This window comes from Klenkia terrae, assembly GCF_900491935.1.
GTDB lineage: Bacteria > Actinomycetota > Actinomycetes > Mycobacteriales > Geodermatophilaceae > Klenkia > Klenkia terrae.
The window spans coordinates 2,925,537-2,937,323 of sequence record NZ_UEXK01000004.1 but is presented as its reverse complement, the minus strand read 5'-3'; the positions used below and the strand labels follow the sequence as shown (position 1 = coordinate 2,937,323).

Annotated in this window: 9 protein-coding genes and 1 riboswitch; of the genes, 3 read left to right on the top strand and 6 right to left on the bottom strand. The window is 75.4% G+C overall.

The window, feature by feature from the left end; translation table 11 throughout:
- Positions 1-20 precede the first annotated feature (20 nt).
- Positions 21-84: riboswitch (cobalamin riboswitch) on the bottom strand.
- Positions 85-111: 27 nt separating this feature from the next.
- The 4 genes from LFA75_RS23870 to LFA75_RS14755 all read right to left on the bottom strand — a co-directional run bounded on the left by LFA75_RS23870 (position 112) and on the right by LFA75_RS14755 (position 5,551).
- Positions 112-1,848 (bottom strand): SpoIIE family protein phosphatase, encoded by a 1,737-nt coding sequence (locus LFA75_RS23870; RefSeq protein WP_263639431.1) that lies wholly within the window; start codon positions 1,846-1,848, stop codon positions 112-114.
- A gap of 91 nt (positions 1,849-1,939) precedes the next feature.
- Entirely contained in the window at positions 1,940-3,598 is a 1,659-nt protein-coding gene (locus LFA75_RS14765) for a class I adenylate-forming enzyme family protein (protein WP_225234377.1), read from the bottom strand.
- The gene (locus LFA75_RS14760; RefSeq protein ID WP_225234376.1) at positions 3,595-4,563 is read right to left on the bottom strand and encodes a cyclase family protein; all 969 of its coding nucleotides are present in this window, start codon (positions 4,561-4,563) and stop codon (positions 3,595-3,597) included. The genes LFA75_RS14765 and LFA75_RS14760 overlap by 4 nt, the downstream gene beginning before the upstream one ends.
- 79 nt (positions 4,564-4,642) lie before the next feature.
- On the bottom strand, positions 4,643-5,551 hold the full coding sequence (locus LFA75_RS14755; protein WP_225234375.1) for a TetR family transcriptional regulator: 909 nt from the start codon (positions 5,549-5,551) through the stop codon (positions 4,643-4,645).
- A gap of 91 nt (positions 5,552-5,642) precedes the next feature.
- Between LFA75_RS14755 and LFA75_RS14750 the strand changes: the two genes are divergently transcribed.
- On the top strand, positions 5,643-6,878 hold the full coding sequence (locus tag LFA75_RS14750) for an acyl-CoA dehydrogenase family protein (protein ID WP_225234374.1): 1,236 nt from the start codon (positions 5,643-5,645) through the stop codon (positions 6,876-6,878).
- 143 nt (positions 6,879-7,021) lie between these two features.
- Positions 7,022-7,945, top strand: a complete 924-nt coding sequence (locus tag LFA75_RS14745; protein WP_225234373.1) for an NAD(P)/FAD-dependent oxidoreductase — start codon at positions 7,022-7,024, stop codon at positions 7,943-7,945.
- 12 nt (positions 7,946-7,957) lie between these two features.
- Here the strand turns inward: LFA75_RS14745 and LFA75_RS14740 are convergent, their stop codons facing one another.
- Together LFA75_RS14740 and LFA75_RS14735 are read right to left on the bottom strand one after the other, a co-directional pair.
- The gene (locus tag LFA75_RS14740; RefSeq protein ID WP_225234372.1) at positions 7,958-8,698 is read right to left on the bottom strand and encodes a putative protein N(5)-glutamine methyltransferase; all 741 of its coding nucleotides are present in this window, start codon (positions 8,696-8,698) and stop codon (positions 7,958-7,960) included.
- Positions 8,695-10,062: a DUF2254 domain-containing protein gene (locus LFA75_RS14735; protein WP_225234371.1), complete on the bottom strand. Its 1,368-nt coding sequence runs from the start codon at positions 10,060-10,062 to the stop codon at positions 8,695-8,697. The genes LFA75_RS14740 and LFA75_RS14735 overlap by 4 nt, the downstream gene beginning before the upstream one ends.
- 61 nt (positions 10,063-10,123) lie before the next feature.
- Here LFA75_RS14735 and LFA75_RS14730 point away from each other — a divergent pair, with 61 nt between their 5' ends.
- Positions 10,124-11,785 carry an RNA polymerase sigma factor gene (locus LFA75_RS14730; protein ID WP_225234370.1) on the top strand — a complete coding sequence of 554 codons (1,662 nt, stop codon included), beginning with the start codon at positions 10,124-10,126 and terminating at the stop codon, positions 11,783-11,785.
- The last annotated feature ends 2 nt before the right edge of the window (positions 11,786-11,787 follow it).

Below are 11,787 nucleotides of genomic sequence, written 5' to 3'. Positions count from 1 at the left end.
CGTCGGGCACGGCGACGTGGAGTGTCTGGCTCACCCCGAGGGGTTCACAGTGGCGGGACCGCGCCGGGGTCGCACCGGCTTCCTGCCACGTGGCCGTGGTTGCCCCGGACGCTACCCGGCGACGTCGGCGAAGCCGTCGGGGACGACGGCCGGGCCGGCCTCGTCGGGACGCGGCCGGTCCTCGGGGTGCGCGCGCAGGGCGATGAGGGCGACGTCGTCCTCCGGGCGGGCCGGCAGGTCGGCCAGGACCCGGTCGCACAGGTCCTCCAGCGGCAGGCCGGCCTGCACCAGCCGACCGACGGTGGCCACCAGCCGGGCGGTGCCGGCGTCCAGGTCTTCGCCGCGCCGCTCGACCAGCCCGTCGGTGTACAGCAGCAGCGTGCTGCCCGGCGCCATCACCACCGTGCGGTCGTGCCGGGTCACCGAGTGGTCCACGCCCAGCAGCAGGTCCCGGCCCTCGAGCAGGCGGACCTGCCCCTGCTCGTCCACGAGCAGCGGCGGCGGGTGGCCGGCGTTGGACCAGCGCAGGGTCCGGCGACCGAGGGCGTGGTCGTCGTCGGCCTGCTCCACCCGCGCGGTGAGCACGGTGGCCAGGGTGCCGACGTCCAGCCCGGTGATCGCCCGGTCCAGGGTGGTCAGGCCCTCCGCCGGGGTGCCGCCGGTGGCCCAGGTGATGCCGCGCAGCAGGTTGCGCAGGGCGCCCATGGTGGCCGCGGCCTCCCGGTCGTGGCCGGTGACGTCGCCGATGACCAGGTGGGTCGCGCCGTCCGGGCCGAGGAAGGCGTCGTACCAGTCGCCGCCGATCTGCGCGTCGGCCGCGGCCGGCAGGTACCGGGTGACCACGTGCAGGTGGTCGGGCTCGGGCGGGGCGGTGAGCAGGGACCGCTGCAGCGTCTCCGACATCCGGGCCACCGCCCCCAGCGCCTCCCGGGCGGACTCGGTGGAGGCGATCCGGGTGAGGGTCTGGGCGGTGAGCGAGGCCAGGGCGCCGATGAACTCGCGGTCGGCCGGGCGCCACCAGCGGTCGGTGCGCTGCCCGATGGCCAGCGAGCCGATCACCCGGGAGGTCGACCGCAGCGGCACCGAGCACCCGGCCCGGACCCCCGACCGACGCCAGAGCTCCGCCGCGCCCGGGAAGTCGCGCTCCACGGTGTCCAGGTCCGGCACGAAGTGCGATCGCCCGGTCACCGCGGAGTCGACCATCGGCAGCGGGTGGTCCCGGGGCAGCCGGTCGACCCGGGCGAGGGTGTCCTCGTCCAGCGAGGCGTCGACGACGGTGCGGATCGGCGACCGGTCGTCGTCGGCCAGGCAGAGGATCACCCCGGTCGTGCCCAGCGCGGCGGAGGCGTGCCGGGTGACCACGGCCAGCGCCCCGGCGACGGTCTCGGCCCGGCCCAGCGCCCCGGCCACCCCGATCAGCCCGGCCATCCGCTGGGCGTCGGCGTACTGCTGGTGGGCCGCCTCGCGCGCGTCGGTGACGTCGGTGTTCGTGCCGACCATCCGCACCGGTCGGCCGGCGTCGTCGCGCAGCACCCGCCCCAGTGCGGCCACCAGGCGGACGGTGCCGTCGGGCCACACCACGCGGAACTCCGCGTCCAGCCGACCGCCCTGGTCGATGGCCTCCTGCAGCGCCTCGCGGACCAGCGGTCGGTCGTCGGGGTGGATGCCGCGGTCGATGTCCCCGACCAACCCGGTCAGGGTCTGGTCGGTCAGGCCGAACATGGCGATGCTGCGGTCGTCCCAGACGAGCACGTCGGTGCGCAGGTCCCAGTCCCACAGCCCTGTCCCGGCGGCCTCGGTGGCCAGCGCCAACCGGGCCCGGGCGACCTCGCGCTCCCCGGGGGACATCACCACATCCGAGATCATGCCGTACGGAAAGGCCTGGACCGGTGCTCCGCGCGGCGGCCCGTCGAGGTGGCGGGCCGCCGCGCGGCAGCGCTCAGTTCCGGGCGCGCAGCTCGCGCCGGAGGATCTTGCCGGTGGTGGTCTTGGGCAGCTCGTCGACCACCTCCACGTACCGGGGGTACTTGTAGGCCGCCATCCGCTCCTTGGCCCACGCGATGACCTCGTCGGTGTCGATGGTGGCGCCCGGCTTGGCCGACACGTAGGCCTTCACCGTCTCGCCCCGGACCTCGTCGGGGATGCCCACCACGGCGACCTCGCGGACCGCCGGGTGGCCGTAGAGGACGTCCTCGACCTCGCGCGGCCAGACCTTGTACCCGGCCGCGTTGATCATGTCCTTCTTGCGGTCGACCAGGAAGAACCAGCCCTGGGCGTCCATGAAGCCGACGTCCCCGGTGCGCAGCTCGCCGCCGGGGATGGACTCCGCGGTGGCCTCGGGCCGCTCCCAGTAGCCCGGCACCACCTGCGGACCGGAGGTGGCGAACTCCCCCACCTCGCCGACCGGCACCTCCTCGCCGTCCTCGCCGAGCACGCGGACGACGGTGTCGTAGACCGGCACCCCGACGCTCAACGCGCCGGAGTTCTCGTCGACCGGCGCCTTCACGCCCATCGGGACGCCGTGCGAGGGGCTGTTGGTCTCGGTCAGCCCGTAGATGTTGTGCACGTAGACGCCGAGCTTCTCCTCCAGCTGGTCGGTCACCGCCGGCGCGATCGGCGCCCCGCCGGAGTAGACCGCCCGCAGCGACGCGAAGTCCTCCCGGACGGCGCCCGCGGCGTTGCCCAGCGCGATGAAGACCGCGATGGCCCCCACGGTGAAGGTCGGCCGGTGCTCGCGGATCGCCTCGAGCACGACGTCGGGCTGGAACCGGTGCGCGATGACCAGCGGGCAGCCGACCAGCATCGCGATGGCCACGTGCCCGATCAGGCCGGTGATGTGGAACAGCGGGGCCACGCCGAGGACGACGTCGTCCGGCCCCAGGTGCATCCACTCCCGGTACGTGTACGCGTTGAACACCATCGTGGAGTGGGTGTTCATCGCCCCCTTGGGCCGGCCGGTGGTGCCCGAGGTGTAGGTCAGCACCCCGACGTCGGACCCCGACAGCTGCACCGGCGGCGGCTGCTGCCCGGCGTACCGCTCGACCAGGCCGGCGAGGTCCACGGTGCCCTCGGGGGTGGTCTTCGTCGTGCCCTCGAACAGCCGCGGGTCGGCCCGGGTCTGGTGGTCCAGGCCGGAGCAGGTGACCACGGTGGTCACCGACGTCTCGGGCAGCACGCCGGCGGCCACCGACGTGTACAGCTCGTCCAGGCACAGCAGCGCCGTGGCCCCGGAGTCGGTGAGCAGGTAGGTGAGCTCGGCGGACTTGTTCATCGGGTTGATCGCCACCGCCGAGCCGCCGGCCTTCCACGCACCGAGCAGCCCGATGACGAACGCCGGGTCGTTCTGCACGTACAGGCCCATCCGGTCGCCGGCGCTGAACCCGCCCTCCAGCAGGCCCAGGGCGAGGGCGTCGGAGGCGGTGTCCAGGTCGGCGAAGGTCAGCGTGCCGTCGAAGTACCGGATCGCCACGGCGTCCGGGGTCGCGGCCAGGGTGGCCTCGAAGACCGCCAGCAGCGTGTCGTGCTCGGGGGTGATCGAGGCGGGCTGGCCCTCGCCGTAGAGGGCCAGCCAGGGCTTCGCGGCGTAGACGCCCGTCACTTGATGGCCAGCGGGTTGACCGGGGAGCCCGAGCCCAGGTGCACCTTCAGCGGGGCCGCGGCGTAGAGGAAGGTGTACTGGCCGTCCTCGGCGGAGCTGGCGGCCAGGGTCTCCAGGTCGGCGATCTCGGTGAGGGTCACGCCCAGGTTGCGCATGAGGGCGCAGTGCAGCGGGAGCGCGGTGCCGTTGTTGGGGTCGTAGGTGACCTCGTTGGCGATGGTGTCGGTGACCAGGTTGGGGATCTCCATGTCCTGGAACCAGCGCACCAGGCCGTCGCTGTAGACGAGGCCGGGCTCGCAGAAGCCGTCGTAGAACGCGTCGCCCTGCTCGTGGAACAGCTGCAGGAAGTTGGTGCGGATGACCAGCACGTCGCGCTTCTCGATGGTCACGCCCTGGGCCGCGGCGCACGCCTGCAGGTCCTCGTGGGTGAAGGTCTCGGCCTTGTCCAGGGTGGCCTTGTCGCGGAAGCGGGCCATGTCCAGCAGGATGCCGCGGCCGACGACGCCCTTCTGCGCGATCGGCTCGACGCTGGCCTTGTCCAGCCCGCCGACCGTCGTCCGGGCGTCGTAGCCGTTCCAGATCTGCCCGCCGTACCAGACGTGGCCCAGCGCGTCGTACTGCGTGGAGCCCTGCAGGAAGGCGTTGATCTTGTCGTCGGCGTAGTGCAGGCCGCCGGGGAAGGCCGGGCCGTCGGCGCCGTCCCAGCTGGACTCGTCGAGGACCTGGGTGCGCTCGGCCGGGGTCCGCCCGGGCCACACCGGGTCGCCCTTGGGGTCGCCGATCAGCCGCTGGAGGGTGTGGACCTCGCCCTTCTTGACGTGCTGGATCCCGCGCAGCACCTCGTCGGCGGTGAGGTAGTTCAGCGCGCCGACCTCGTCGTCGGGGCCCCACTTGCCCCAGTTGCTCGGGGCGTCGGCGAGCAGGTCGGTCATCTCGGGGACGGGGGGCTTCTCGGTGCTGGTCATGGCGTCTCCTCGTCGAGCGTCAGACGGCAGCGGACCGAACGGTCGTCCGGTCCGCGCGTGGTGGACTGGATGATGCAGGTCACATGCGAGAGGGGTCAAGACCGGTGGACGGCGGTCGACCGAGCAGCGCCAGGGCGAAGCCGACGTACTGCTCGGCCAGCTCCTCCGGGGCGGTCGGACCACCGGGCCGGTACCACTGCGGGATGGCCGTGCACAGGGTGACCACGGCCCGGGCCGCCGTCCCCGGGTCGGCGACGGCGAGCAGCCCGGCGGCGACCGCGGCGGCCACCTCCTCGTCGACGGCCTGCTGCTGCGCCCGCCGGACGGCGGCGACCCGCACGTAGTCCTCGGGCCGCAGGCTGCGCATCTCGCTGGCGCCCAGGAAGCTGGTCGCGCGCCGGTGGCTGTGGAACAGCGCCAGGCACTCGACCAGCGCGGCGACCCGCTCGAGCGGGCCGGCGCCCTGCGCCCGGGCGGCCCGCATGCGGGCGTCGAGCTCGACCATCGTGCGGTCCAGCAGCGCGACCAACATGTCGTACTTGCTCTCGTAGTAGTGGTACAGCCCGGACACCGACAGGCCGGCGTGCGCGGCGATCGTCCGGATGGTCGAGCCGTGGTAGCCGACCTCGACGAAGGTGGCCAGCGCGGCGGCCAGGGCCGGGTCGAGCTCCAGCGGGCCGTACCGCCGCCAGTCGCCGTGGTCGCCGTGGTCGCCCGGCCGGTCCGGGGGGACGGCACCGCCCAGCCCGGCGAGCACACCGGGGCCCGGCCCGGACCGGCCGTCCGGGTCGAACACCCGGGCCACCGGGACGCCGAGCAGGTCGGCGATCGCCGCGACCCGGACCGCGCTGACCCCGGTGTGGCCGTTCTCCACCGCGCTCAGCGTCGCCGGGCTCACCCCGAGCCCGGCGGCGAGTGCCCGCAGGCTCACCCCGCGGGCCGTCCGCAGCCTGCGGATCGAGGCCCCGATCGACGGCTCCTCCCCCATGCCCAGCACCTCCGACCGGCTCGGCCCCGTCGGTGGTCGCTGCTAGCGTGCCGCGACCGTGCACCGGAGCACGTGTTCAGGAAGGCTGATCATGACGCACCCGCTCGCCGCCCCGTCCAGCACCGCCGTCGACCTGCACGCCCGGATGGTGGACTTCCTCCGCGAGGAGGTCCTCCCGGCCGAGGCCGAGTACGAGGCGCACCGGCGCGCAGCCGGGCCCGACGGCCACGACGCACCCCCGGTGATGGAGCGGCTCAAGGCCGCGGCCCGCGCCCAGGGCCTGTGGAACCTGTTCCTGCCGAGCGAGTCCGGGCTGACCCAGCTGGAGTACGCCCCGCTGGCCGAGCTGACCGGCTGGAGCCTGGAGCTGTTCCCCGAGGCGACCAACTGCGCGGCGCCCGACACCGGCAACATGGAGCTGCTGCACCTGCTGGGCACCCCCGAGCAGAAGCAGCAGTGGCTGGAGCCGCTGCTGGCCGGGGAGATCCGGTCGGCGTTCGCGATGACCGAGCCCGCGGTGGCCAGCAGCGACGCCACCAACATCGAGACCCGGATCGAGCGCGACGGTGACTCCTACGTCATCACCGGCCGCAAGTGGTGGACCTCGGGCGTGCTGGACCCGCGCTGCGCCGTCCTGGTGGTGATGGGCAAGACCGACCCGGGCGCCCAGAAGCACCGGCAGCAGTCGATGCTCGTGGTCCCCCGCGACACCCCCGGCGTGGTGGTCGAGCGCGACCTGCCGGTGTTCGGCCAGCACGACCAGCACGGCCACGGCGTGGTCCGCTTCGACGGCGTCCGGGTGCCGCTGACCAGCGTGATCGGCGAGGAGGGCGGCGGGTTCGCCGCCGCGCAGGCCCGGCTGGGCCCCGGCCGGATCCACCACTGCATGCGGGCCCTCGGTGCCGCCGAGCGCGCGATGGCGATGATGGTGGCCCGGGTGCAGGAGCGGGTCGCCTTCGGCCGTCCGCTGGCCGAGCAGGGCGTGGTGCAGCAGCAGATCGCCGAGTCCCGGGTGGACATCGACCAGGCCCGGCTGATCTGCCACCAGGCCTGCCAGGTCATCGACACGATGGGCAACAAGGCGGCCAAGGACCTCATCGCGATCGCCAAGGTCGCCGTCCCGCGCGCGGCCTCCCGGGTCATCGACCGGGCCATCCAGGTGCACGGCGGGGCCGGCGTCACCGACGTCACCCCGCTGGCCGCGATGGCCGGCTGGCACCGGGCGATGCGGCTGTTCGACGGCCCCGACGAGGTGCACCTGCGCTCGCTGGCCAAGTCCGAGCTCGGCCGCACCCCCGTCGTCCCGCTGCCGCCGGTCACGGTCTAGGGAAACGACTTCCGCTGGCCCTCGGCCCCGTCGTAGGGGCCCACGGCGTGCGGAGCGCGTCGTGGGGGGCGACGGGGTCCTTCGTTTGCCGATTCGGCACGGATCGTTGCGGGGGCAGCAGAGCGACCGGCACCGTCGTCGGCATGGATGCAGACGTGGTGGTGATCGGTGGCGGGCCGGCCGGGCTCAGCGGCGCGAAGGCGCTGGCGCGCTCGCTGCGCTCGGTCGTGGTGGTGGACGACGACCGGCCGCGCAACGCGGCGGCCGACGGCGCGCACAACGTGCTCGGCAACGAGGGCATCTCCCCGCGGGAGCTGCTGGCGGTCGGCCGACGTGAGCTGGAGTCCTACGGCGGACGGGTCCGGCCGGGTCGGGTGACCGACGCCCGGGCGGCGGACGGCGGGTTCGAGGTGTCCCTGGCCGACGGCGGCGTGCTCACCGCCCGCCGGCTGCTGATCGCCTCGGGGACCGTGGACGAGCTGCCCGACGTCCCGGGCCTCGCCGACCGCTGGGGCCGGGACGTGCTGCACTGCCCGTACTGCCACGGCTACGAGGTGCGCGGCCAGGCGATCGGGGTGCTGGCGACCAGCCCCATGGCGGTGCACCAGGCGCAGATGTTCGGCCAGCTGAGCCCGGACGTCGTCCTCTTCGCGCACACCAGCGGGCTCACCGCGCCGCTGGTCGACCCCCGGATCCGGGTGGTCGAGGGCGAGGTCGTCGGCGTGGAGGTGACCGGCGACCGGCTCACCGGCGTGCGGCTCGCCTCGGGCGAGGTGGTGCCCCGCCGGGCGGTGGCCGTGGCCTCCTTCCCGCGGGCGCGGACCGAGCACCTGGCCGGGTTGGCGCTTCCGGTGGAGGACCTGCGGATGGGCGACCAGGTCCTGGGCACGAAGCTCGTGGCCGACCACATGGGCCGCACCCCGGTCCCCGGGGTCTGGGTCGCGGGCAACTCGGCCGACCCGATGGCCCAGGTGGTCGGGTCGATGGCCGCCGGGCTGTGGGCCGGTGCGCAGCTGAACATGGACCTGATCACCGAGGACACCGCCCGGCTCGTCGCGGCGGGGTGAGCCCGGGGGCGCTCAGCCCCGGGTGCCGACGACGACCGTGGCGCCGCGGTCCTCGTCGGCCACCACCCGGCCGGCCAGCCCGCCGGCGGTGACCGCGGCCAGGGTGCCGGGCGCCGGCCGGCGGCTGGTCTCCAGCAGCAGGGAGCCCCCGGGCGCCAGCCAGTCGCGGGCGCCGGCGGCCACCCGGCGGTGCAGGTCCAACCCGTCGTCCCCGCCGTCCAGCGCGATCGCCGGCTCGTGGTCGCGGGCCTCGGGCGGCATGTCGGCGATCGCTTCGGTCGGCACATAGGGGGCGTTCACGCACAGCAGGTCGACCCGGCCGCGGAGGTCGCCGGGCAGCGCGTCGAACAGGTCGCCGGCCAGCGCGGGGACCCCGTTGCGCCGGGCGCAGGCCACCGCCGCCGGGTCCAGGTCGGCGGCGGCGACCAGGGTGGAACCGGGCAGCCCGGCGACGACGGCGAGCCCGACCGCCCCGCAGCCGCAGCACAGGTCGACGACCCGGGACCCGCCCAGCGCGATCGCGGTCTCCACCAGCAGCGTCGTCCGCTGCCGGGGCACGAAGACGCCGGGGTCCAGCAGCACCCGCAGCCCGCAGAACTCCACCCACCCGAGCACCTGCTCCAGCGGCTCGCCGGCCACCCGTCGGGCGACCAGGGAGTCGGTGTCCCGGCCGTCGGCGACCAGCAGCGCCGCCTCGTCCTCGGCGAACACGCACCCGGCCGCCCGCAGCCGGGCCACGACGTCGACGCTCACCCGGGCAGTGTGCGCGCCGTCCCGGCCGCGGCGGTCGGCCAGGACGGCGTCCACCGGCCGGCCAGCGCGTCCTCGACGTCGGCCCGCCAGCCGCGGACCTCGCCGGCGTCCAGGTCGGCGGTCCGCCCGGCGACGGCCACCAGCCGGTCGGTCCAGGCCCGCAGCTCCGCGTCCAGTGACCCGGACGGGGCCCGCCAGGCCAGCTCGCGGAGCACCCCGGCCACCCGCCGCAGCACCGCCGGCGAGCCCTCCGCGTACTGCAGCGGCTCCTCGAGGCCGAGCTGCAGCAGGGCCGGCAGGCTCCACTGCGGCACGACCAGCCGGGTGCCGCCGTCGGCGTCCCGGGTGACCGCGGGACCCAGCGGGCGGTGGGCCAGGTCGCCGAGCAGCGCCGAGACGTGGCCGAGCCCGTGCACCGCGGTGGTCGGGTCGTTCGTCCCGGGGCTCAGCGCCCGGGCGACGATGTCGACGACCTTGCGCAGGCTGTAGGAGACGTCGCGGTCGACGGTGCGCTCGAAGGCCAGGTGCAGGTGCCGTCCCAGCGCCGCGCGCAACGGGTGGAGGTCCGTGCCGGCGGCCGCCCAGACGTGCGCCACCGGCACCCCGGCCACCACGGAGTCCCCGATCCGGGGTTCCAGCAGCACCACGGCGTCGCAGTCGGCGGCCGCCCGGGCGAGCGCCTCGTCGTCCAGGTCGATGAGGAAGCCGCTGGACCCGACGGCCAGGCGGGTGGCCGGCCCGGTGGGCAGCGTCGGCGCAGGCGCGTCGGGGTCGGCGCCCAGCTCCTCGTCGTAGGTCCGCATCGCCTCGTCGTGGACGTCGCGCAGCATCGTCTCCACCCGCAGCGACCGGGCGAGGTGCCCCAGGAAGAGCAGCAGCGCGACGACGGCGCCGAGGGTGAGCAGGTAGGCGACGGTGATGGACAGCCGCGGCACGAAGGCCGTGCCGGTGGTGCCGCCGTCCTCGGTGCGCACGGTGCGCAGCACGGTCAGCGCGTAGACGAACGTCAGCACCAGCTGGCCCAGGGTCAGCTGCACGACCCGGTCGGTGACGAACGTCTGCAGCACCCGCGGGGAGTACTGGCTGCTGGACAGCTGCAGCGCGACCACGGTCAGCGAGAAGACCAACCCGGTCACCGAGATCAGCGAGCCGGAGATGGCCGCCAGCACGTCCCGCGCGGCCGAGGCGCCGCCGCCGAAGGCGAAGGTCAGCGGGCTCCGGCCGTCCTCGCCCTCCAGCAGCTCGTCCAGCGCGGGCAGGGCGACGCCCAGCCCGATCGCGAGCACCACGCCCGCCATCGGGATCGGCCACAACGAGCCCCGGGCCCGCCGCCACAGCCGGCGCGGGACGCTGCTCCTGCTCACTCGGGGATCACCGGCGCAGTGTGCCTGGCCCCGTGCGCCGCGGCCGGGGTTCACTGTGCGGGTGGAGGACTGGCGGGAGCTGCTGCCCACGGCCTACCTGCTCACCGGCAGCGACGCCGGGGCCCGGGACCTGCTCGTCCGCGCCCTCGCCCGCGGTCCCCGCGTCGAGGACCTGGTGCGGGTGCACCTGCGGCGCCGGCTGGCCCGGGACACCACGATCGCCGGGACGTCGGGCGACCCCTGGTGGCTGTCCGCCGAGGACCTCGCGACCGCCGGCCGGACCGCCGCGGCGCTGGACGGCCTGTCCCGCACCGAGCGGACCGCCGCCGTGCTGCGCTGGCACGACGGCCTGCTCGCCGACCGGGTCGCCGCCCTGGTGCCCGGTGTCGACCTGTCGACGCTGCCCGACCGGCTCGGCATCCCGGAGGCGGACCTGCCGCGCCGGCTGGAGGGCCTGGCCGCCCTCGCCGACCTGCGCGACCTGTCCGACGACGACGTCGCCCGCGGGGTCCGGGAGGTCCGCGGTCGCCGTCGGTCCCGGGCCCTGCTGGCCGTCGGGGCGGTCGCCGTCCTGGGCGCCGGGGCGGTGTGGCTGCCCGGCGCGCTGCCCACCGCGCCGCCGAGCGCCGCGGCGACCACGACCGAGGCCGGGCCGCAGGCGCCCGAGTCCGGACCGGCTCGGGGCGCCCTGGCCGACGACGAGGACTTCGTCGCCGGCCTCCGCGTGCAGCTGGACCCCGGCCCCGAGGACGGCCGGCTGCTGTACGCCGACGACGTCGGCGGCCTGCGCTGGGCGTTGATCATCCGGCCCTACGGCGACGGCGTCACCGCCACCTGGTTCTTCGGGCCGGAGGGGGCGCAGCCGGCGGACATGGCCCAGACCAGCGACGTGTACTCCGGGGTCCGGCCGGCCGCCTGGTCGTTGGCGGCGTCGACCGGCGGCCGGTCGGCGGTCCTGGTGGTGGCCCGGCCCGGCGACGAGGTCGAGCTGTCCCGGGGTGTCGTGGTGGCCGCCGACGGGACCCCGGGCCGCGACTTCGCCCCGGTGGACCTCGAGGACGGCGTCGCCGCGGTGCCGCTGGACGCGGTGCCCACCGGCGCCCCGGTGCAGTACCGCCTGACCCGGGACGACGGCCCGAGGGCCACCGGGACGCCGTCGGTCGCGGTCAACTCGAACTCCACGGCCACCGCCACACCCCCGCCGGCCCGCTCCGGCACCAATCCGGTGGACCCCGGCGCCTACGACCAGGCCGTCGCGCGGATCACCGGCCCGACCGGGCTGGACGCGGCCGACCTCGACGTCACCGTGCTGGGCTCGGGGACGTTCCCCGCACCCGGCGGGACGACGGCCCGCGCGGTGACCGTGGCCGCCGTCCTGCCCGGCGGGGCCGTGGTCACCTCGACCGCGCTGTCCGCCGACGACGGCGGCGCCGACGTCTGCGGCGTCGAGACCCACCCGGCCGGCACCGACCCCGCCGCGCTCACGGTGGCGACCCGGTGCGCCTCCTACGCCGGGGACTCCTCCACCTTCGGCGTGACCGTGGTGGTCGTGGCCCCCCCGGGCGTCGCGGTGACCCTGAACAGCGCTGCCGGCGGCGACCCGGTCACCCCGGAGCTGACCGACGGCTGGGGGTACGCGCTCACCGACCTCACCCAGTTCGCCGCGGACGGCGTGACCGGCCAGGTCAGCCGCGCCGGCGACGGCCCCTTCGACACGCCCTGACC

Coding starts and splice junctions, on each gene's coding strand:
- LFA75_RS23870 (WP_263639431.1), bottom strand. CDS start 1,848: ATGTCCCCCGGGGAGCGCGAGGTCGCCCGGGCCCGGTTGGCGCTGGCC.
- LFA75_RS14760 (WP_225234376.1), bottom strand. CDS start 4,563: ATGACCAGCACCGAGAAGCCCCCCGTCCCCGAGATGACCGACCTGCTC.
- LFA75_RS14755 (WP_225234375.1), bottom strand. CDS start 5,551: ATGGGGGAGGAGCCGTCGATCGGGGCCTCGATCCGCAGGCTGCGGACG.
- LFA75_RS14750 (WP_225234374.1), top strand. CDS start 5,643: ATGACGCACCCGCTCGCCGCCCCGTCCAGCACCGCCGTCGACCTGCAC.
- LFA75_RS14745 (WP_225234373.1), top strand. CDS start 7,022: ATGGATGCAGACGTGGTGGTGATCGGTGGCGGGCCGGCCGGGCTCAGC.